Raw genomic sequence first — 19,434 nt, 5'->3', positions numbered from 1 at the left:
TCGCATCAGCGAGGCCTTTGGCTCTTCTAGAAAGAGATTTCAATCGATTCAACTCTGCGGCCTCATTCCTTGAGAGAGTCCGAACATGAACAGCAACAGATCATGGTCCGGCTGGGTGGCCACGGCGGCTTTCGCCACCCGTGGCATCGGGCAATGCGGATCGCTCGCCGAGGCACCGATCACCTGCATGCGTGGCTGTTCCCAGGCCGCCACCGCCAATGATGCAACTGCCAAGGCTCCTACCAGAAACAAACCTCGTGCAATTTCTAGTTTCATCGCTATAAACCTTTGATAGCGCTGCCAAACGCCGTCTCATAAAAGTAGACGAGTTTTTTCCAGTCCGTTGCGCTGAACGACGAGTGGCGACGCAATTGCTTCATGTCATGGGCGGCTGCGCGATAAGCGGTCAATCGCTGACGGCACTTTTCCAGATCGATCAGGGCGACTTCGACCTTGACCGATTCACCTTCGCCCGTCACCCGCACAAATACGTGCTTGATGTAGATGCAGCTGTGCTGCCAACGGCCCTTGTGCATGCGCGCGAGGTTTTCGGCGAGGTCCTTGAGCACGCGCTCATAGACAGCTTCGCCATATTGCTCGCGACCGCCGCCGGCTTCCCAATGCTCAAGCTCCTGAAAGCCATCGAGGGATTTGGTCACCAACAGCGCTCGCCATTTGAATTGCGAATCGGGCTGGGCACCGCAGAACACGATTTCGGGGACTCGAACGCCGATCTTGGCAACGCCCGTCAGCGCATCGAGCTCGCGCAACACGGTCGGCCGTCCGAACGGGTGCAGCCAGCTGCGATAGATATGTCCGGTCTGGCGTTTGGCATACAGCAGCTGGCCGTCACGTCCCATGATCCGTTGCACACCACTTTCGCCACCCCGGCGTACATTGGGTTCCTCGACCCATTCGCCACGCTGGTTCCAGTAGTAGTCGAAGCGATCCTCGGGAGCGACTTCCGCTTCTGCTGCAAATTGCACTGCCATCCTGTTACCTCTTGCGTAATACGTAGACTCGCCACATGGCATAGAGCGGAATAAAGTCCAGTTGTTCCTGGATCCGGAACCCCGCGTCTTCAAATTCCTTTTCAACTGTAGCGGCCGGTAACACAAACCGGTTCTGGTAACCTTCCTGCCCACGCGTGCGCTCGGCGCGCTTGCGTTTCCAGGACTTGAAATTGCCGTCGACCCACAGCGAAATGATCACGCTGTCGCGAGTGACGCGCTCGAATTCGCGCAGAATCGCCCGGCGGTGCTCGGCTTCGCCGATGTGATGCAGCAGTCGCATGCAAAAAATGCTGTCGACGGCGTTATCGGGCAAGGCAATGTCGAACGCAGATGTGTGCAAGGGTTGTACCCGTTTCACCACATCCGCCGGTTGTGCCTGCATGGCGGTCTTGATCATCGACTCGGAATTGTCCGCACCGATGATCACCCGGTTGGGTTTTTCCGCGAGCATCGGCCAGAAACGCCCCGCACCGCACGGCAGGTCGAGTACCAGCCCCGGCTCACCGACCAGGGTCAGCGCCTTGCGGGCCATCTGCTGATCCCGCCAGTTGGACAAACGACGTCCCAGACCGTCCTGGTGCTTGCGCAGGTATTTCTGCGCATGTTTATCGTCGTACTTTTCGGAAAAATCGAGCTTGATCGGGCCGGCCATCACCAGGACTCCTGAATTACTGATGACGCCACCTTAAGCAGCGGCGTGTCAGCGTCAGGTCATCCCTTTGTGAAAAAAACGTCATGTAAATCGGCAATCTATTTCAAGGTTATACAGGAATTAGACAGGTTGGCGGGAGTACCCTCGTCGACCGGCTGATCTTCAGCGCTTGCCCAGATCGACCTCGAAACGGCAGCCATTGGGCTCCATCGTGCTCAACGTGACGCTCCAGCCCTGGTTCTCGCAGATGCGTTGAACCAGTGAAAGACCCAACCCCAGCCCTTCGCCGCGTTTTTCGTTTCCGCGTACAAAAGGCTGGAACATCGCCTCGCGTTTTTCCTCGGGAATGCCTACGCCCGAATCCTCGACCACGAAACCGTTCTCGTTGAGCGTCAGGCGAATGAACCCCTGCTCGGTGTAGTGCAAGGCATTGCGCAGCAAGTTGCCCATCACCGCATTGAGCAGCGTCGCGTTATAACAGGTGTCGGGCGGATTGCCCGGCTCGAAAATCAGCTGCAAGCCCTTGGATTCGATGGGTTCTCGCCACAGGCAAAGCAAACTGTCGGCCACTTGCGAGAGGTTATGCTGGGGCGCCGCGCCTGCGTCTTCACGCTGGGCGCGAGCGAGCATCAGGAAGGTCTGCACCAGCTCACGCATCTCTTCACTGGCCCGCGCAATGCGCTGAACCTGGGCCTTGCCGCGCTGATCGATGCCCGGATTTTCCAGCAGCAGTTCACAGGAGCTGGCCAATACCATCAGCGGTGTACGCAATTCGTGGCTGACGTCGCTGGTGAACAGGCGCTCCCGCGTCAGCGCCTGACGCAGGCGCCCAAGCGTGGCATCGAACGCCACTGCCAGTTCGCCCACCTCGTCAGCCGCATAGTCCGGCGCCAGTGGAGGTGCCAGCCCGAGCAACTGGTCGCGATGGCGCACCTGGCGGGCAAGACGCACCACCGGGGCCATCACTTTGCGCGCCAGCACCCAGCCAAGGAACACCGCCAGCGCCAGACTGAGCACGAAGCCCACCAGCACCACGGCGAACAGCACGCGCTCGCGTTCTTCAAAATCGCTTTGATCCTGCAGCAGCACGTAGCGGCGACCGTCGACCACCTCGACCATCGCGTGGTACGACAGCTGCTCGCGAAAGACTTCATGGAACCCCGAATCCAGGTGTCGCAGGTCCTTGGGCAGCTCGAAGTCGCCCGGCCCGCCGCTGAAGTAGAACAGTTGATCCGGCTCCGGCCGATGGCTCCAGTCCGAGACGTTGTCCATCAGCAGCAGGCGTTGCAGATCCCCGCCCAACCCGGCGGAAATCAGTTTTTCCTCGACCAGGTGCACGGTCGCGACGATGCCCATGGCAAACGCCCCGGCCACCAGCGCACTCATCAGCGCAAAGGCGATGATGATCCGCTGGGCAAGGCTTTGCTTAAACTCCATCGCGGCCCTCGGCCAGGCGGTAACCCACGCCGTGCACGGTGTGCAGCAGTGGCTTGGCGAATGGTTTGTCGATCACCTGGCGCAATTGGTGGACATGGCTGCGCAGGCTGTCGCTGTCCGGACAGTCATCGCCCCACAGCGCTTCTTCGAGAATTTCCCGACGCAAAACATGCGGGCTCTTTTGCATCAGCACCGCCAGCAGTTTGAGGCCGACCGGATTGAGCTTGAGCAGTTTGCCTTCGCGGGTCACTTCTAGGGTATCGAGGTCGTAGCTCAGATCGCCGACCTGCAGGGCCCGACGACCGCCGCCCTGGGTGCGACGCATCACCGCTTCGACCCGCGCCGCCAGTTCCGACAGCGCGAACGGCTTGACCAGATAATCGTCGGCTCCGGACTTGAAGCCCTGCAAGCGGTCATCGAGCTGATCGCGAGCGGTGAGCATGATTACTGGCGTATCGCGACGGGCGTCTTCGCGCAGGCGCTTGCACAGGGTGTAGCCGTCGATGCCTGGCAGCATGATGTCGAGCACGATCAGGTCGTAATGCTCGGTGGCGGCCAGATGCAGGCCCGACAGACCGTCCTGGGCGCAATCGACGGTATAGCCTTTGAGCCCCAGGTAATCGGCCAGATTGGCCAGGATATCGCGGTTGTCTTCGACCAATAGAATTCGCATGGGCACCTCCTACGTACACAGTAGCGGCCGTCTTGGCCCGCGCAGCTTACGGCCAAGTGTGGCTCACGGCTAGGCACCGAGTGGGTTGATTTGACTTAATTGCACGGATCGCCGGACTTGACGAGTTTTTCACGAGCGACCGACAAATCGCCGACAGAACCGGGCGCAGACTCACACGGTTGTGCTTCTTTGAAGACCTTACCGATGAAGGAATTGCCATGGTTTCGATCTCTGCCCGCCCTGCTTCAAGGCCTTTGAATGTATGGCTTTGCCTGGGCATTCCCGCCGTCGCGGCGGTCATTCTGGTGTTGCTGGAGCTGACCGACCTGGACATGGATCTGGCCCGGCTGTTTTACGATCCGGTCGCGGGCGACTTCATCGGCCGCCACAGTTACTTTCTCGAAGACATCCTCCACGACCGCGCCAAACAAGTGGTGATCGCCTTTTCGGTGTTATCCATCCTCGGGTTCATCGGTGCTTTTTTCATCGAACGGCTCAAACCATTCAAGCGTGAACTGGGTTGCCTGGTGTTGTCGCTGGGTCTGGCCACCTCGTTTGTCACGCCGGTGAAAGCCGTGACGGCGGTGCAATGCCCATGGAGCCTCGAACAGTTCGGTGGCCACGAAACCTACAGCAAACTGCTGGATCATCGCCCGCCGACCGACAAGCCCGGTCGTTGCTGGCCGGGTGGTCATGCGGCCACCGGTTTCACCTTGTTTGCGCTGTTCTTCGTGCTGCGTGACCGCCGCCCGCGGCTGGCCCGTCAGGCATTCATCTTTGCCTTTGCGCTGGGTTCGGTGTTTTCGATCAGCCGGATGATGCAGGGTGCGCACTTCTTCTCCCACAACGTGTGGACGGCGATCTTCTGCTGGCTGATCTGTCTGGGTTCGTATTACTGGATTCTGTATCGCCCGGCAGCCAAGAACCAGGCCACGACGTTGGCACAACCCGCCAACGCCTGACCCCTGAAACGCGGGCAATAAAAAACCCCGTCTGCTTTCGCAGACGGGGTTTTTCGTTACAGGGTGAGGCTGGCTTACATCATGCCGCCCATGCCACCCATGCCGCCCATGTCTGGCATACCGCCGCCAGCTGCACCTTCTTTCTTCGGTGCGTCAGCAACAGCAGCTTCGGTGGTCAGGATCAGACCGCCGATGGAGGCTGCAGCTTGCAGAGCCGAACGGGTGACCTTGGTTGGGTCCAGGATGCCCATTTCGATCATGTCGCCGTATTCGCCGGTAGCAGCGTTGTAGCCGAAGCTGCCTTCGCCGTTCTTGACCTTGTCGACAACCACGCTTGGCTCGTCGCCGGAGTTGGCAACGATCTGGCGCAGCGGCGCTTCAACAGCGCGGCGCAGTACAGCGATACCGACGTTCTGGTCAGCGTTGTCGCCTTTCAGTTCGGTCAGGGCTTCCAGAGCGCGGATCAGCGCAACGCCACCGCCAGGTACCACGCCTTCTTCAACGGCTGCGCGGGTTGCGTGCAGGGCGTCTTCAACGCGGGCTTTCTTCTCTTTCATTTCAACTTCGGAACCGGCGCCAACCTTGATCACTGCAACGCCGCCGGACAGCTTGGCCAGACGCTCTTGCAGTTTTTCACGGTCGTAGTCCGAGGAAGTCTCGGCAACCTGGGCACGGATCTGAGCGATACGGGCTTCGATGTCGCCTTGAACGCCAGCACCGTCAACGATGATGGTGTTTTCCTTGGACAGGGTCACGCGCTTGGCGCTACCCAGGTGTTCCAGGGTGGTGCTTTCCAGGCTCAGGCCGATCTCTTCGGAGATAACGGTACCGCCGGTCAGAACAGCGATGTCCTGCAGCATGGCCTTGCGACGGTCGCCGAAGCCTGGAGCCTTGACGGCTGCGACTTTAACGATGCCACGCATGTTGTTCACGACCAGAGTCGCCAGGGCTTCGCCTTCAACGTCTTCGGCAACGATCAGCAGTGGACGGCCGGCTTTGGCAACGGCTTCCAGCACTGGCAGCATTTCGCGGATGTTCGAGATCTTCTTGTCGACCAGCAGGATCAGCGCGCCTTCCAGCTCGGCAACCATGGTGTCCGGCTTGTTGACGAAGTACGGGGACAGGTAGCCACGGTCGAACTGCATGCCTTCTACAACCGACAGTTCGTTTTCCAGGCCCGAGCCTTCTTCAACGGTGATCACGCCTTCTTTACCGACTTTTTCCATGGCTTCGGCAATGATGTCGCCGATGGAGTTGTCGGAGTTGGCGGAGATGGTGCCTACCTGAGCGATAGCCTTGGTGTCGGCGCATGGCTTGGACAGGGCTTTCAGTTCTTTGACGATCGCGATGGTCGCTTTGTCGATACCGCGCTTCAGGTCCATCGGGTTCATGCCGGCAGCGACGGCTTTCAGGCCTTCGTTGACGATCGACTGAGCCAGAACGGTAGCGGTGGTAGTACCGTCACCAGCGTCATCGTTGGCACGGGAGGCAACGTCTTTGACCAGCTGCGCGCCCATGTTTTCGAAACGGTCTTCGAGTTCGATTTCCTTGGCGACGGAAACGCCGTCCTTGGTGATGGTCGGAGCGCCGAAGCTCTTCTCGAGAATCACGTTACGGCCTTTCGGGCCCAGGGTCGCTTTTACCGCGTCAGCCAGGACGTTTACGCCAACCAGCATTTTCTTGCGGGCGGAATCGCCGAATTTAACTTCTTTAGCAGCCATGATCGATATTCCTTAAATACTTTGTAGTAGCGGGAAAATGAACGGGGGTAATCAGCCTTCGATAACGGCGAGGATTTCGTTCTCGCTCATTACCAGCAGGTCTTCGCCGTCGACTTTCACAGTGTTGCTGCCGGAGTACGGACCGAACACAACCTTGTCGCCTACCTTCACGGACAGTGCGCGCACTTCACCGCTTTCCAGTGCCTTGCCCGGGCCTACAGCCAGAATCTCACCGTGGTTGGCTTTTTCAGCAGCCGAACCTGGCAGGACGATACCGCCAGCGGTTTTCTTTTCTTCTTCGCTGCGACGGATGACGACGCGGTCATGCAGAGGACGAAGCTTCATTGTCGATCTCTCCTAATTGTGGTTTTCATCGGCCGGTGTAGTCCCGGCGGGTTTAACGAATCCGGCCTGCGCCGGTTGCGGCTCGTCGAGCGAACCGCGGAAGTCTGTCCGGTTCAAATACCGGAAACCTTTCGGTGACCGATACATAAGGGCGCATAAGCTTATTACAAGGGCGGGGGCTAAAAAATTTTCACGCACATTGCATGAATTCGCCCCACAAACGAACACGGCACCCGAAGGTGCCGTGTCGACGTAGAAGTTACTTGGTGTCGCGGTGTTCGAATTCGCCTTCGATCACATCACCTTCGCGGCCAAGAGGCTGGCGCGGTGCAGGACCGCCGCGAGGTTGCAGGTCATCGGCGAACGCTCGCTGGCGCATGGCCTGTTCTTCGGCACGCTGGCGCATCTTGTTGGCGACCAGTCGACGACTGAACGGCAACAGCAGCACCAGACCGACCACGTCGCTGATAAAGCCCGGCAGGATCAACAGACCACCGGCCAGGGCCAGCATCAGGCCTTCCAGCATGGTTTGCGCAGGCAGTTCGCCGCGGTTCAGGCTTTCACGGGCACGCAGTGCGGTGGCCAGCCCGGCGACGCGCAGCACAAACACGCCGAACATCGAGCCGAGAATGATCAGCAGCAGGGCCGGGAAAAATCCGATCGATCCTGCCACTTTGACGAATACGAACAGCTCCAACACCGGGAACAGCAGAAAGAGCAACAAAAAAGGGCGCATCAAAGTTTCCTCAACGCAAGAAATGCCTTGCAGTAAGCCTTAGATGACGTCGCCCTTTCGTGAATTCAAGCGTCGGCCACCGCATTTTTTGGCCAGACCTCGGCGTGAGCCAGAGAAACCAAGGCCTCGCGCACTTGTATCGGCGTATGACAAGGCGCTTGAAACGGCAGCCAGTACAGCGCCTGACCGATGCGCAGGTGCATGCCTTCGGTGTCGATCCCGGCCAGTTGCGCCGGTACGGTTTTCGGCAGACCGGCGAGGTCGACGTAATGGGCGATGGCCTTGGCGTGGTCACTGTTCATGTGCTCGACCATGCTGATTTCGGCCTTGCCGGCGAACGGGTTGGCCAGGGTCAGGTGATCGACCCAGTGGATCGCGCCAAAACCGCCGATGTAGCGATGGCGCACCGGATTGAGCACCCAGAAATCGAAATCGTGGGCCTTGTGGTAATTCTGCGAATCGGGGAAATAGCGGTAGTAACGCTCGGCGGCGGCTTCGATGGCGGCAGCGTCTTCGAGTTTTTCCGCCTCGGCCAGATAGGTCAGGCGACCAACGGCTTGCACATCGTCAGCCTCGCGCTCGCCCACCAGCAGCGAACATTTCGGATCTTTCTGCAGATTGTGAGTGTGCTGGGCGATGCGGCTGATCAGGATCAGCGGCCGGCCCTGGTCGTCCAGGCAGTAGGGAACCACAGAGCCGAATGGAAAACCGGGCATTGATTTGGAGTGGGTCGACAGCACGCCACGGTATTCCTTGAGAAGCAATTCTCGGGCATTCTTAGCCGCTTCAACGCTCAATTTATGACTCCTTAAATAGAATCCGTCGACAAAACGGACAGGCGCATGGGTTTTGTCCCACTCGCCATCGGGCAGTTCTCATGTGCAACAGGCTGCTGGCCGGTGCAGATCGAGAGGCTACCTGTAAGGACCACTCTGACCTGCTCTCGGGGGCATGCGAATGCAACTCAACGACAAAGTAATCATTATCACTGGCGGTTGCCAAGGCTTGGGCCGCTCGATGGCCGAGTATTTCGCGGGCAAGGGCGCGAAGCTGGCGCTGGTCGACCTGAACCAGGAAAAACTCGACGACGCGGTTGCGACCTGCAAGGCCAAGGGTGTCGAGGCGCGCAGCTACCTGTGCAACGTCGCCAACGAAGAGCAGGTGACGCACATGGTTGCCCAGGTCGCCGAAGACTTTGGCGCGATCCACGGCCTGATCAACAACGCAGGGATCCTGCGCGACGGCCTGCTGCTCAAGGTCAAGGACGGCGAGATGACCAAGATGAGCCTGGCCCAGTGGCAGGCGGTGATCGACGTCAACCTGACCGGCGTGTTCCTCTGCACCCGTGAAGTGGCGGCGAAAATGGTCGAGATGAAGAACAGCGGCGCGATCATCAACATCTCGTCGATCTCCCGCGCGGGCAACGTCGGCCAGACCAACTACTCCGCCGCCAAGGCCGGTGTGGCGGCAGCGACCGTGACCTGGGCCAAGGAACTGGCGCGCTACGGCATTCGCGTGGCGGGCATTGCACCGGGCTTCATCGAAACCGAAATGACCCTGGGCATGAAACCCGAAGCGCTGGAGAAAATGACCTCGGGCATTCCGCTCAAGCGCATGGGCAAGCCGGAAGAAATCGCCCACTCGGCGGCGTACATCTTCGAGAACGACTACTACACCGGCCGGATTCTGGAGATGGATGGCGGGTTGCGCATCTGACCTCTGTCGCGTAATGAAAAACGCCCCGGTGCACAGGCACCGGGGCGTTTTTGTTTAAACCACAGCCATCAATCGTCGCTGATGGTGATGTTCGGCATCGCCGGCGAAGCCGCTTCCTGCAACACGATCCGCGCGCCGACGTGGCGGGCCAGCTCCTGGTAAACCATGGCGATCTGGCTGTCCGGCTCGGAAATCACCGTTGGCTTGCCGCCATCGGCCTGTTCGCGGATCAGCATCGACAGCGGCAACGAAGCCAGCAGCTCGACGCCGAACTGGGTCGCCAGCTTCTCGCCACCGCCCTCACCGAACAGATGCTCGGCGTGTCCGCAGTTCGAGCAGATGTGCACGGCCATGTTTTCCACCACGCCCAGCACCGGAATGTTGACCTTGCGGAACATCTCCACGCCTTTACGCGCGTCCAGCAGCGCCAGATCCTGCGGTGTCGTGACAATCACAGCACCGGCCACCGGGACTTTCTGCGCCAGGGTCAGCTGGATGTCGCCGGTGCCTGGCGGCATGTCGATCACCAGATAATCCAGGTCGCCCCAAGCGGTTTGCGTGACCAGCTGCAGCAGCGCGCCGGAGACCATCGGCCCGCGCCAGACCATCGGCGTGTTGTCGTCGGTCAGGAACGCCATCGACATCACTTCCACGCCATGGGCCTGCAACGGCACGAACCACTTCTGATCCTTGATCTGCGGTCGGGTGCCCTCGGGAATGCCGAACATGATGCCCTGACTCGGGCCGTAGATATCGGCGTCGAGAATCCCGACCTTCGCACCTTCGCGAGCCAGCGCCAGCGCCAGGTTGGCGGCGGTGGTGGATTTGCCCACACCGCCCTTGCCCGATGCCACGGCGACCACGTTCTTGACGTTGGCCAGCCCTGGGATCTGTGCCTGGGCCTTGTGCGCGGCGATCACGCTGTTGACTTCAACCTTGGCCGACACCACGCCGTCGAGGTTTTCGATGGCCAGTTGCAGCAATTGCGCCCAGCCGCTCTTGAACAGACCGGCGGCATAACCGATTTCCAGTTGCACGCTGACGCGATCGCCGGTGATTTCGATGTTGCGCACGCAACCGGCGCTGACCGGATCCTGATTCAGGTAAGGGTCGGTGTATTGGCTGAGGACGGCTTCCACCGCTGCGCGAGTGACGGCACTCATGGGCAACTCCGATAACAAGACTGGGAAAAGATGGCGGGTATCCTACCCCTTCTGTCCTCCGGACGGCATGCCCGGCAACGATTTGCAGAGGTGAAATATCTTTCCCGGCGCTTTATAGTGGCCGACCTCCGTTTCATCAAGTAGCGAAGCCCCACATGTCCGAACCACGCAAGATTCTCGTCACCAGCGCCCTGCCCTACGCCAACGGTTCGATCCACCTTGGCCATATGCTGGAATACATCCAGACCGATATGTGGGTGCGCTTCCAGAAGCATCGCGGCAATCAGTGCATTTATGTCTGCGCCGACGACGCCCACGGTTCGGCGATCATGCTGCGCGCGGAAAAGGAAGGCATCACCCCGGAACAACTGATCGCCAACGTCCAGGCCGAACACAGCGCCGACTTTGCCGAGTTCCTGGTGGACTTCGACAACTTCCACTCCACTCACGCCGAAGAAAACCGTGAGCTGTCGAGCCAGATCTACCTGAAGCTGCGTGACGCCGGGCACATCGCCCAACGTTCGATCACCCAGTATTTCGACCCGGAAAAGAAAATGTTCCTGGCCGACCGCTTCATCAAGGGCACCTGTCCGAAATGCGGCACCGAAGACCAGTACGGCGACAATTGCGAAAAATGCGGTGCAACCTACGCGCCGACCGACCTGAAGGATCCGAAGTCGGCAATCTCCGGCGCCACCCCGGTGCTCAAGGATTCCCAGCACTTCTTCTTCAAGCTGCCGGACTTCCAGGAAATGCTGCAGGCCTGGACCCGCAGCGGCACCCTGCAAGACGCCGTGGCCAACAAGATCGCCGAATGGCTGGACGCCGGCCTGCAACAGTGGGACATCTCCCGCGATGCGCCGTACTTCGGCTTCGAGATCCCGGGCGAGCCAGGCAAGTACTTCTATGTGTGGCTGGACGCGCCGATCGGCTACATGGCCAGCTTCAAGAACCTCTGCAACCGTACGCCGGAGCTGGACTTCGACGCGTTCTGGGGCAAGGACTCCACCGCCGAGCTGTATCACTTCATCGGCAAGGACATCGTCAACTTCCACGCCCTGTTCTGGCCAGCGATGCTCGAAGGCGCGGGTTTCCGCAAGCCGACCGGGATCAACGTGCACGGCTACCTGACCGTCAACGGTCAGAAGATGTCCAAGTCTCGCGGCACCTTCATCAAGGCCCGTACCTACCTGGATCACCTGTCGCCGGAATACCTGCGCTACTACTACGCAGCCAAACTCGGCCGTGGCGTGGACGACCTCGACCTGAACCTCGAAGACTTCGTGCAGAAGGTCAACTCCGACCTGGTCGGCAAAGTGGTCAACATCGCCAGCCGTTGCGCCGGTTTCATCCAGAAGGGCAACGCCGGTCTGCTGGTGGACACCAACGCCGCACCGGAACTGACCGAAGCGTTCCTGGCTGCCGCGCCGAGCATCGCCGACGCCTATGAGGCCCGCGACTTCGCCCGTGCCATGCGCGAAACCATGGCGTTGGCCGACCGCGCCAATGCCTGGATCGCCGACAAGGCGCCATGGTCGCTGAACAAGCAGGAAGGCAAGCAGGATGAAGTCCAGGCGGTCTGCGCCACGGCGATCAACCTGTTCCGCCAGCTGGTGATCTTCCTCAAACCGGTGTTGCCAGTGCTGGCCGCCGATGCCGAGGCGTTCCTCAACGTCGCCCCGCTGACCTGGAACGACCACACCACCCTGCTGGCCAACCACCAGTTGAACGAATTCAAACCGTTGATGACCCGCATCGACCCGGTAAAAGTGCAAGCCATGACCGACGCCTCGAAAGAAGACCTGACCGCCAGCCAGACCGACACCGGCGCCACCGCGCCTGCCGGCAACGGTGAATTGGCCAAGGATCCGCTGTCGCCGGAAATCGACTTCGACACCTTCGCCGCCGTCGACCTGCGCGTCGCGCTGATCGTCAAGGCCGAACACGTTGAAGGCGCGGACAAGCTGCTGCGTCTGACCCTCGACATCGGTGACGAGCAACGCAACGTGTTCTCCGGGATCAAGAGCGCCTACCCGGATCCGTCCAAGCTCGACGGTCGCCTGACCATGATGATCGCCAACCTCAAGCCACGGAAAATGAAGTTCGGCATCTCCGAAGGCATGGTGATGGCGGCAGGCCCTGGCGGTGAAGAAATCTACCTGCTGAGCCCGGATAGCGGCGCCAAGCCGGGTCAGCGCATCAAGTAAGGTTCTGCCCTGACAGATCCCACAGGCGTGCTCCGTGCGCCTGTGGGATTTTTCATATCTGGCCCACCCGTCATGGCGGCCGGATAATGCCTAATCTTAAGTGACACCCGCCCGCTCTCACCGGCAGAACCATGACCGAACTCGTGCTTACGCTCTTCAGTGCTGCGCTGATCAACAACTTTGTGTTGCACTGGCCGCTGGGCGTCGATCCGCTGCTGGCCGGCGAACGCCGTCAGGTACATGCGCTGGGGCTGGCAACGTTGTGCCTGATGCTGATTGTCGGCGTGGCGGGTTATGCGATCTGGCATTGGCTACTGGTGCCGTTGCAACTGGAATTCCTGCGGCTGTTTGTATTCCTGCCGCTGAGCGTCCTGCTGATCACGCCGTTGCTGAAGTTGCTGACGCGTTGGCGACCCGATATGCCGTTCGACGGTTTGTGGCCGCTGCTGCTGGGCAATGCCGGTGTGCTGGGGCTGACGCTGATCAACGCGCAAGCGGACAAAGGCCTGTTTCATACGACAGCGCTGAGCCTTGGCGCCGGTCTGGGTTTCTGGCTGGTGTTGAGCCTGTTCAGCGATTTGCGTGAGCGCACGGCCGACAACGATATTCCCCTGCCCTTTCGTGGCCTGCCGATCCTGTTGATCGGCGCCGGACTGATGGCCGTGGCTTTTCTCGGATTCAGTGGACTGATCAAAACATGAGTCTGATTCAACGCATCGATGCCCTGCTGCCGCAGACCCAATGCGGCAAGTGCGGCCATCCCGGATGCAAACCCTACGCTGAAGGCATTGCCGACGGCGAGCCGATCAACAAGTGCCCGCCGGGTGGCGACGAAACCATCGCGGCACTGGCCGGACTGTTGAAAATCCCGGTGCTGGAGCTGGACATCAGTCGTGGTTCGGCGCCGCCGCAAGTGGCCTACATCCGCGAAGCCGAATGCATCGGCTGCACCAAGTGCATTCAGGCCTGCCCGATCGACGCCATTGTCGGCGCGGCGAAGCTGATGCACACCGTCATCATCGACGAATGCACCGGTTGCGATCTGTGCGTGGCGCCCTGCCCGGTCGATTGCATCGAGATGCACCCGCTGCCTTTGGGCACACTGCCGGTGGTAGGCGGTCTGGCCGCCAGCCTTGAAGAACAACAGGCCCGCGCGGCCAAACGCGATCACGCCCGACAACGCTTTGAACGGCGCAATGCTCGCCTGCAACGCGAAGAACAGCAGAAGCAGGCCGAGCGCGAGGCCCGGGCACAGCGCGCGGCACAGGTCGAAGTCGCCGCCACCACGCTCGATCCGGTGCAGGCGGCGCTGGAACGGGTGCGCGCGCAAAAGGCCGCGACCGCCGATGCTGCGCTGAAAAAAGCCAAGATCGACGTGGCCATGAGTCGGGCGCAGTTGAACAAGTCGCTCAAGGCGTTCGGTCATCCGCCGACCTTCGATCAGCAATCGCAACTGATCCTCCTGCAACAGCAGTTCGAGGCGGCCGAACAGGCACTGGCGAAGCTGGAAAACAGCGCGGCACCTGCGCCGGTCGTGGCCGCCCCGGCAAAGGACGCCGATCTGAAGCGGGCGAAAATCCAGTTGGCGATGCGCCGCGCCGAGCTGAAAAAGGCGCAAACCGCAGAGGCTCCGCCAGCCGAGATCGCCGCGCTGGAGCAAGCGCTGCGTGACGCCGAACAGGCGTTGCACAACGCCGAAGCGGCCAGCGATCAACCGGCGCCCGAGCTTGTGCGTGTCGAGAAACGTCCGATCGACGACCACCTTCGTAAACTGAAAACCGAATTGGCCTACGCTCGCGCCGACCTGAACAAACTGCAACGGCGCGACGGCACGCCCGCCGATATCCTCGAAAAGGCCCGCGCCCGCCTGCAAGACGCAGAGCGCCAGGTACAAGCCCATGTCACCCATTGAAACCGGAGACGAGCGCCTGCAACAGGCGATGAAGCTGGTTTTGCTGGCGACATTGCCGGGATGGCTGGCGTTGTTCTGGTTTTATGGTTGGGGCGTGTTGATCAACCTGATTCTGTCCGTTGTCACAGCTTTGGGCGTTGAAGCCGCCGTGACTTATCTGCGCCGGCAACCGCTGAGGGCCAACTTGAGCGATGGCAGCGCGGTGGTCAGCGCGACGTTGCTGGCAATTGCCCTGCCGCCTTATTGCCCGTGGTGGCTGACGGCCACGGCAATCGCCTCGGGCCTGCTGCTGGGCAAACATCTGTACGGTGGTGTGGGCCGAAACCCGTTCAATCCGGCCATGCTCGGCTTCGCGCTGGCCATGGTGATGTTTCCTCAGCCGATGACCCACTGGCCGGGCCATGGCATGGATCTGGCGGCGGCTTTTGGCCAGGTGTTCAATCTGGGCGCGCAACCGGATGCCTGGGTTCAGGCCACCGCGCTGGACAGTCTGCGCATCAATAAAAGCCTGACCATGGACGAACTGTTTGCCGGCAATCCGGCATTCGGGCGCTTTGGCGGGCACGGCGTTGAATGGGTGAACCTGGCGTTCCTCGCCGGTGGACTGTTTTTGTTGCAGCGTCGAGTGTTTGGCTGGCACGCGCCGGTCGGCATGCTCGCCAGCCTGTTCGTGATCAGCCTGTTGTGCTGGAACGGTTCGGGATCCGACTCCCACGGCTCGCCACTGTTTCACCTGCTGAGCGGCGCGACGATGCTGGGAGCATTTTTCATCGTCACTGAACCGGTGTCGGGGGCAAAAAGTCCGCTCGCCCGCCTGCTGTTCGGTGTCGGCGTGGGGTTGCTGACTTACGTGATTCGCACCTGGGGCGGTTACCCCGATGGCGTTGCGTTTGCGGTGCTGTTGATGAACCTGTGCGTGCCGGCGCTGGAGCGCTTCGCGATGGCCCGTCAGGCGCAGGTGGCACCATGAACCGGACGAACAGCCTGATCACACTGGCGTTGATTACTGCGTTGGGCATCGGCGTGACGTGGTTGGTGCAACGCAGCAACGCACCTCAGATCGCCGCCGAACAGCGTCTGCTTGAAAGTCGCAAGCTGTTGGACGTGCTGCCGGTCGACGCTTACGACAATCAGCCGCTTGAACAACCTCTGGCGCTGACCGACATCAACCTGAGCCACAGTCTGTTGCTGGGCGGTTATCGGGCGAGCAAAGGCGGCCAACCCGTGGCAGTCCTGTTGCGCAGCCAGGCCCAAGGTTATGCCGGCAATATCGAGTTGCTGATTGCCATCGACGCTAACGGCCGATTGCTCGGTGTGAGAACCCTCGAGCAAAACGAAACACCTTCGCTGGGTGGACATATCGGCGACTGGCCAAATAGCTGGCTTCAGACCTTTAGCGGAAAATCGAGCAACCAACCGACGGACGCCGGATGGGCCTTGAAGAAGGATCAGGGGCAATTCGACCAGATCGCGGGCGCAACCATTACCTCTCGCGCGGCCATCAATGCCATCCACGATGCCCTGCGTTACTTTGATGAACACCGGACGACCCTGCTCGGGAGCACGCCATGAATACGTCAGCGACTCTGGCGAACTCAATGATGCTGGTGTTGTTGATCGGTGCCACCGACTCTGTGGCGGGCGCGCTGGCGACTCTGTTGATATTTGCGGTTGTCGTGGGCATTTACGGTTTGTGCATGGCACCGCTGCGCTCGCGCCTGAGCAACGAGAGCCTGTTGCCGGTCAGCCTGGTACTGGCCGCGACCCTGGCCGGCAGCGCCGATATTGTTCTGCAACGCGGTGCGCTGCAGTGGCATCAACTGATCAGTCTTTATGCCGGGCTGATTGGCTTGCAGTGCGTCGTGCTGGAGCACAATGGATTTTTTCGCCGGTCGGTCCGTAATCGACTGAAACTGTACGGCCTGTTTGCCGCACTGATGATTGTGCTCGCGGTGTTGCGTGAACTGATCGGTCAGGGCAGCATCGGCCATCATTTGTCGGAACACTGGCAAGGTTTGATTCTGTTCGGCGACGGCCTGCATTTCGCGACGCTGGCGCCCGGCGCCTTCATATTGCTTGGACTGTTACTGGCCGCCCGTCAGGCCTGGGCTCGCCCCTCCGACCTACCCGAGGAAACGCATCACCCATGAATGCCGCAAAACGTCTGGAGATCTTCCGCAGGCTTCACGAGGACAACCCCGAACCCAAGACCGAACTGGCCTACTCGTCGCCTTTCGAACTGTTGATCGCGGTGATTCTGTCCGCGCAATCAACGGACGTCGGGGTAAACAAGGCGACGGCCAAGCTGTTCCCGGTGGCGAACACGCCGGCAGCCATTCACGCCTTGGGCGTCGAAGGGTTGTCCGAGTACATCAAGACTATCGGCCTCTACAACAGCAAGGCCAAAAACGTGATCGAGACCTGCCGCCTGCTGGTCGAGTTGCACAATGGCGAAGTCCCGCAGACGCGCGAAGAACTGGAAGCCTTGCCCGGCGTTGGCCGCAAGACCGCCAACGTGGTGCTAAACACCGCGTTCCGCCAGTTGACCATGGCGGTGGACACCCACATTTTCCGGGTCAGCAACCGCACCGGGATTGCACCGGGTAAAAATGTGGTCGAGGTGGAAAAGAAGCTGATGAAATTTGTGCCAAAGGAATACCTGCTCGACTCCCACCACTGGCTCATTCTTCACGGACGCTACGTGTGTCTGGCGCGCAAACCCCGTTGCGGCAGCTGTCGGATCGAAGATCTGTGCGATTACAAGCACAAAACTTCCGACGATTGAGCGGCTATGGGTTTTATTGATTTATCGATTGAAAAAATCTTTTTTACCATCTGCTGGAATATCGATATAAGGAGCGCCAAAGGCAGTCTTAGCCTGGAGTCGACCTTATGAGCACCAGCAAAGAGCAATTAGAAGCGGATGACGATTTTATCGCCACGGAGGCCGATGATGCCGAACCTGTGGTTGAAGTCGCCAAGACCAACTTGAGCAAACGCCGAACCATCGACAACCTGCTCGAGGAGCGCCGACTGCAGAAGCAATTGGCCGATTACGATTTTGATCTCTGACATTTGAAAGCCTCCTGAAACGGAGGCTTTTCTCTTTATGTCACACGCTGATTCCGATCCGCCCATGATCCGTCAGCCACTGAAACCCTCAGACAAGGCCGTTTCGTTGCGCCAGTTCAATCAGATCCACCAGCGAGCGCGCATTGAGTTTCAATAACAACCGAGTCTTGTAGGTACTCACGGTCTTGTTGCTGAGGAACATTCCGTCGGCAATCTCCTTGTTGGTCTTGCCGCGCGCCAATTGCTGCAACACCATCATCTCGCGCCCGGACAGGCGATCAACCATGTCCGCCTCGCTGGCATTCCCCAGGCTGGTTCGCACGGTGTGCAACGCCTGGTTCGGAAAATAGCTGTATCCAGACAGTACCGCCTTGATTGCACTCAGCAACTCCGTCAGATCCTGTTGCTTGCAAACATATCCCGCCGCCCCCGACTGCATGCATCGCATGGAGAAGTGTCCCGGTGACTGGGACGTCAGCACGAGCACTTTCAACGGCATTGCACTTGTTGTAAGGCGCGCGATGACTTCCAGTCCATCCAGTTTCGGTATGCCGATATCCAGAATGACGATATCCGGCATCTGGTCACGAGCCAGTTGTAACGCATCTACGCCATTATCGGTTTCTGCAATGACTTCGTAGCCATGACGTTCCATCAGCATACGTACCGCAAGACGAATGACGGGGTGATCATCCACGATCAGCACTTTATTCATGGGCAAGTCCAGTTTCGCTGTTCGAATTTTTAGAACCGGCACAATAACGTAGTCATTTCCTACATGGCATAGAGAAGTTCCTCTACACGGGTAGCGAGAGACGCCTCCTACAGCCAATAAAGACTATTCCTACAGAAATGACTCACCCACACAAAAACATAAACTATTTTCAGTACGACGAACGCCTGCCACCCTGCTTAAGAGAGCGCCCGCAAATCCAAAAAGAAAAAAAACACGAGTTATTATCGAGCACAAAAAAACAGCAGATACAACTTATCGGTATCGCAAACACGAGAATTAATATAAACACAAAAAACACACCTCAGACTGACCCAGTCATTTCACACCCACCCAACCCAAGACAACGAGAAAGACTAAAACCATGAGTAAATAACATGCTAAAACTCAACAAGAAGATACCCAACCCGATCAGCGTTATCGCCATCTTTGCATTTATATCAGAGACTTCCGCTGCCGTTTCCCTGCCATTCCTCAATAACAATGAACGGGAAATCTACGTCTGGTTTCTGATCACCTTTCCTTTCTACCTGCTGCTTCTATTTTTCATCACACTCAACTTTAACTATCGCGCACTATATGCACCTTCGGATTTTGATAATGACAAGAATTTCCTGAAGGCTTTCGAGGAAACAACTACCCACCCACCAGAAGTACCCTGCGAACACGTCAATAGCGGGTCATACCCAATAAAACTACCGAAACCGTTGAGCGAGGTGTACATCATTGATGCTCGACAGAAAAACACGACTCTGAAAATAGAGGAGCTACTGGAAAAAATCCCACACCCAAACAAGCATTCGCCCCGATTATTCCTTTTTTTAACTGACGCAGTGTCGGACATTTTACTCAATGAACATGTCGCCAGATCAGCAAAACAGGCGAAAACGCCACAAGGAACAACGTACTTTAGTATTTACAACACCCAGTCATCTAACATTTCCGTATTGGGAAAGTTTTAAAAAATAGAACGCGGAGCGCGACATCCATGCAATGCAAGATCTACAGCCGATGAAGACGGGAACGCTGACCGATATCAATCAGGTCGAAAAAGAAACACCAAAAAAAACGGCCTTGTCATTAAGACAAGGC

22 protein-coding genes are annotated in these 19,434 nt (G+C 58.9%); 11 read left to right on the top strand and 11 right to left on the bottom strand.

Going from position 1 to position 19,434, the window contains the following annotated elements; all coding sequences use genetic code 11:
• Nucleotides 1-48 precede the first annotated feature (48 nt).
• From L6D82_RS20805 to colR, 5 genes are all read right to left on the bottom strand, one after another.
• Nucleotides 49-276, bottom strand: coding sequence for a hypothetical protein (locus tag L6D82_RS20805; protein ID WP_011335717.1), 228 nt, complete (start codon nt 274-276; stop codon nt 49-51).
• Between the two features lie 2 nt (nt 277-278).
• Nucleotides 279-992, bottom strand: a complete 714-nt coding sequence (locus L6D82_RS20800) for a lipopolysaccharide kinase InaA family protein (RefSeq protein WP_236191396.1) — start codon at nt 990-992, stop codon at nt 279-281.
• Between the two features lie 4 nt (nt 993-996).
• Nucleotides 997-1,665 carry a class I SAM-dependent methyltransferase gene (locus L6D82_RS20795; protein WP_085745263.1) on the bottom strand — a complete coding sequence of 223 codons (669 nt, stop codon included), beginning with the start codon at nt 1,663-1,665 and terminating at the stop codon, nt 997-999.
• Nucleotides 1,666-1,827: 162 nt separating this feature from the next.
• Nucleotides 1,828-3,102, bottom strand: coding sequence for a sensor histidine kinase (locus L6D82_RS20790; RefSeq protein WP_085745264.1), 1,275 nt, complete (start codon nt 3,100-3,102; stop codon nt 1,828-1,830).
• Nucleotides 3,092-3,775 carry a two-component system response regulator ColR gene (gene colR, locus L6D82_RS20785; protein ID WP_007953224.1) on the bottom strand — a complete coding sequence of 228 codons (684 nt, stop codon included), beginning with the start codon at nt 3,773-3,775 and terminating at the stop codon, nt 3,092-3,094. Before colR ends, L6D82_RS20790 begins: the two co-directional genes overlap by 11 nt.
• Before the next feature lie 218 nt (nt 3,776-3,993).
• On the opposite strand from colR, the gene L6D82_RS20780 reads away from it, so the two are divergent.
• Entirely contained in the window at nt 3,994-4,737 is a 744-nt protein-coding gene (locus L6D82_RS20780) for a phosphatase PAP2 family protein (RefSeq protein WP_102687212.1), read from the top strand.
• A 74-nt stretch (nt 4,738-4,811) separates the two neighbouring features.
• On the opposite strand, the gene groL is transcribed toward L6D82_RS20780, so the two are convergent.
• The 4 genes from groL to L6D82_RS20760 all read right to left on the bottom strand — a co-directional run bounded on the left by groL (nt 4,812) and on the right by L6D82_RS20760 (nt 8,336).
• Nucleotides 4,812-6,458 carry a chaperonin GroEL gene (groL, locus tag L6D82_RS20775; protein ID WP_007953220.1) on the bottom strand — a complete coding sequence of 549 codons (1,647 nt, stop codon included), beginning with the start codon at nt 6,456-6,458 and terminating at the stop codon, nt 4,812-4,814.
• Nucleotides 6,459-6,509: 51 nt separating this feature from the next.
• Nucleotides 6,510-6,803 carry a co-chaperone GroES gene (locus L6D82_RS20770; RefSeq protein ID WP_011335724.1) on the bottom strand — a complete coding sequence of 98 codons (294 nt, stop codon included), beginning with the start codon at nt 6,801-6,803 and terminating at the stop codon, nt 6,510-6,512.
• A gap of 259 nt (nt 6,804-7,062) precedes the next feature.
• Complete coding sequence (locus L6D82_RS20765) at nt 7,063-7,539, bottom strand: FxsA family protein (protein ID WP_007953217.1); 477 nt, start codon at nt 7,537-7,539, stop codon at nt 7,063-7,065.
• 65 nt (nt 7,540-7,604) lie between these two features.
• Nucleotides 7,605-8,336: a HugZ family pyridoxamine 5'-phosphate oxidase gene (locus L6D82_RS20760; protein ID WP_085745266.1), complete on the bottom strand. Its 732-nt coding sequence runs from the start codon at nt 8,334-8,336 to the stop codon at nt 7,605-7,607.
• A 160-nt stretch (nt 8,337-8,496) separates the two neighbouring features.
• On the opposite strand from L6D82_RS20760, the gene L6D82_RS20755 reads away from it, so the two are divergent.
• On the top strand, nt 8,497-9,255 hold the full coding sequence (locus L6D82_RS20755; protein ID WP_102718067.1) for an SDR family oxidoreductase: 759 nt from the start codon (nt 8,497-8,499) through the stop codon (nt 9,253-9,255).
• Between the two features lie 68 nt (nt 9,256-9,323).
• On the opposite strand, the gene apbC is transcribed toward L6D82_RS20755, so the two are convergent.
• Nucleotides 9,324-10,418 (bottom strand): iron-sulfur cluster carrier protein ApbC, encoded by a 1,095-nt coding sequence (gene apbC, locus L6D82_RS20750; RefSeq protein ID WP_085745267.1) that lies wholly within the window; start codon nt 10,416-10,418, stop codon nt 9,324-9,326.
• Nucleotides 10,419-10,573: 155 nt separating this feature from the next.
• Here apbC and metG point away from each other — a divergent pair, with 155 nt between their 5' ends.
• From metG to L6D82_RS20710, 8 genes are all read left to right on the top strand, one after another.
• On the top strand, nt 10,574-12,625 hold the full coding sequence (gene metG / locus L6D82_RS20745; RefSeq protein WP_236191394.1) for a methionine--tRNA ligase: 2,052 nt from the start codon (nt 10,574-10,576) through the stop codon (nt 12,623-12,625).
• Between the two features lie 131 nt (nt 12,626-12,756).
• Nucleotides 12,757-13,326 carry an electron transport complex protein RnfA gene (locus tag L6D82_RS20740; protein ID WP_236191391.1) on the top strand — a complete coding sequence of 190 codons (570 nt, stop codon included), beginning with the start codon at nt 12,757-12,759 and terminating at the stop codon, nt 13,324-13,326.
• Nucleotides 13,323-14,537: an electron transport complex subunit RsxB gene (gene rsxB / locus L6D82_RS20735; protein WP_236191389.1), complete on the top strand. Its 1,215-nt coding sequence runs from the start codon at nt 13,323-13,325 to the stop codon at nt 14,535-14,537. Before L6D82_RS20740 ends, rsxB begins: the two co-directional genes overlap by 4 nt.
• Nucleotides 14,524-15,507: an RnfABCDGE type electron transport complex subunit D gene (locus tag L6D82_RS20730; RefSeq protein WP_236191386.1), complete on the top strand. Its 984-nt coding sequence runs from the start codon at nt 14,524-14,526 to the stop codon at nt 15,505-15,507. The genes rsxB and L6D82_RS20730 overlap by 14 nt, the downstream gene beginning before the upstream one ends.
• Nucleotides 15,504-16,109, top strand: coding sequence for an RnfABCDGE type electron transport complex subunit G (locus tag L6D82_RS20725; protein ID WP_236191384.1), 606 nt, complete (start codon nt 15,504-15,506; stop codon nt 16,107-16,109). The genes L6D82_RS20730 and L6D82_RS20725 overlap by 4 nt, the downstream gene beginning before the upstream one ends.
• Nucleotides 16,106-16,687: an Rnf-Nqr domain containing protein gene (locus L6D82_RS20720; RefSeq protein ID WP_236191382.1), complete on the top strand. Its 582-nt coding sequence runs from the start codon at nt 16,106-16,108 to the stop codon at nt 16,685-16,687. Before L6D82_RS20725 ends, L6D82_RS20720 begins: the two co-directional genes overlap by 4 nt.
• Nucleotides 16,684-17,322 carry an endonuclease III gene (nth, locus tag L6D82_RS20715; protein WP_007953205.1) on the top strand — a complete coding sequence of 213 codons (639 nt, stop codon included), beginning with the start codon at nt 16,684-16,686 and terminating at the stop codon, nt 17,320-17,322. Before L6D82_RS20720 ends, nth begins: the two co-directional genes overlap by 4 nt.
• A 107-nt stretch (nt 17,323-17,429) precedes the next feature.
• A complete protein-coding gene (locus L6D82_RS20710; RefSeq protein WP_007953204.1) occupies nt 17,430-17,609 on the top strand; it encodes a PA3496 family putative envelope integrity protein in 180 nt (59 codons plus the stop codon).
• Between the two features lie 88 nt (nt 17,610-17,697).
• Here L6D82_RS20710 and L6D82_RS20705 read toward each other — a convergent pair whose 3' ends face one another.
• Nucleotides 17,698-18,324, bottom strand: a complete 627-nt coding sequence (locus tag L6D82_RS20705) for a response regulator transcription factor (RefSeq protein WP_007953203.1) — start codon at nt 18,322-18,324, stop codon at nt 17,698-17,700.
• A gap of 395 nt (nt 18,325-18,719) precedes the next feature.
• Between L6D82_RS20705 and L6D82_RS20700 the strand changes: the two genes are divergently transcribed.
• Complete coding sequence (locus L6D82_RS20700) at nt 18,720-19,304, top strand: hypothetical protein (protein WP_102718072.1); 585 nt, start codon at nt 18,720-18,722, stop codon at nt 19,302-19,304.
• The last annotated feature ends 130 nt before the right edge of the window (nt 19,305-19,434 follow it).

It is taken from the genome of Pseudomonas paraglycinae (assembly GCF_021601625.1).
Taxonomy (GTDB): Bacteria; Pseudomonadota; Gammaproteobacteria; order Pseudomonadales; family Pseudomonadaceae; genus Aquipseudomonas; species Aquipseudomonas paraglycinae.
This window is presented reverse-complemented; position numbering and strand designations above follow the sequence as displayed.

What these genes read in the sequence shown, in the direction of transcription:
- L6D82_RS20795 (WP_085745263.1), bottom strand. Translation starts at nt 1,665, where the DNA reads ATGGCCGGCCCGATCAAGCTCGATTTTTCCGAAAAGTACGACGATAAA.
- L6D82_RS20700 (WP_102718072.1), top strand. Translation starts at nt 18,720, where the DNA reads ATGCTAAAACTCAACAAGAAGATACCCAACCCGATCAGCGTTATCGCC.
- L6D82_RS20725 (WP_236191384.1), top strand. Translation starts at nt 15,504, where the DNA reads ATGAACCGGACGAACAGCCTGATCACACTGGCGTTGATTACTGCGTTG.
- L6D82_RS20770 (WP_011335724.1), bottom strand. Translation starts at nt 6,803, where the DNA reads ATGAAGCTTCGTCCTCTGCATGACCGCGTCGTCATCCGTCGCAGCGAA.
- L6D82_RS20720 (WP_236191382.1), top strand. Translation starts at nt 16,106, where the DNA reads ATGAATACGTCAGCGACTCTGGCGAACTCAATGATGCTGGTGTTGTTG.
- apbC (WP_085745267.1), bottom strand. Translation starts at nt 10,418, where the DNA reads ATGAGTGCCGTCACTCGCGCAGCGGTGGAAGCCGTCCTCAGCCAATAC.
- L6D82_RS20780 (WP_102687212.1), top strand. Translation starts at nt 3,994, where the DNA reads ATGGTTTCGATCTCTGCCCGCCCTGCTTCAAGGCCTTTGAATGTATGG.
- L6D82_RS20710 (WP_007953204.1), top strand. Translation starts at nt 17,430, where the DNA reads ATGAGCACCAGCAAAGAGCAATTAGAAGCGGATGACGATTTTATCGCC.
- L6D82_RS20740 (WP_236191391.1), top strand. Translation starts at nt 12,757, where the DNA reads ATGACCGAACTCGTGCTTACGCTCTTCAGTGCTGCGCTGATCAACAAC.
- groL (WP_007953220.1), bottom strand. Translation starts at nt 6,458, where the DNA reads ATGGCTGCTAAAGAAGTTAAATTCGGCGATTCCGCCCGCAAGAAAATG.
- L6D82_RS20800 (WP_236191396.1), bottom strand. Translation starts at nt 992, where the DNA reads ATGGCAGTGCAATTTGCAGCAGAAGCGGAAGTCGCTCCCGAGGATCGC.
- nth (WP_007953205.1), top strand. Translation starts at nt 16,684, where the DNA reads ATGAATGCCGCAAAACGTCTGGAGATCTTCCGCAGGCTTCACGAGGAC.
- L6D82_RS20705 (WP_007953203.1), bottom strand. Translation starts at nt 18,324, where the DNA reads ATGAATAAAGTGCTGATCGTGGATGATCACCCCGTCATTCGTCTTGCG.
- L6D82_RS20790 (WP_085745264.1), bottom strand. Translation starts at nt 3,102, where the DNA reads ATGGAGTTTAAGCAAAGCCTTGCCCAGCGGATCATCATCGCCTTTGCG.
- colR (WP_007953224.1), bottom strand. Translation starts at nt 3,775, where the DNA reads ATGCGAATTCTATTGGTCGAAGACAACCGCGATATCCTGGCCAATCTG.
- L6D82_RS20730 (WP_236191386.1), top strand. Translation starts at nt 14,524, where the DNA reads ATGTCACCCATTGAAACCGGAGACGAGCGCCTGCAACAGGCGATGAAG.
- metG (WP_236191394.1), top strand. Translation starts at nt 10,574, where the DNA reads ATGTCCGAACCACGCAAGATTCTCGTCACCAGCGCCCTGCCCTACGCC.
- L6D82_RS20805 (WP_011335717.1), bottom strand. Translation starts at nt 276, where the DNA reads ATGAAACTAGAAATTGCACGAGGTTTGTTTCTGGTAGGAGCCTTGGCA.
- rsxB (WP_236191389.1), top strand. Translation starts at nt 13,323, where the DNA reads ATGAGTCTGATTCAACGCATCGATGCCCTGCTGCCGCAGACCCAATGC.
- L6D82_RS20765 (WP_007953217.1), bottom strand. Translation starts at nt 7,539, where the DNA reads ATGCGCCCTTTTTTGTTGCTCTTTCTGCTGTTCCCGGTGTTGGAGCTG.
- L6D82_RS20755 (WP_102718067.1), top strand. Translation starts at nt 8,497, where the DNA reads ATGCAACTCAACGACAAAGTAATCATTATCACTGGCGGTTGCCAAGGC.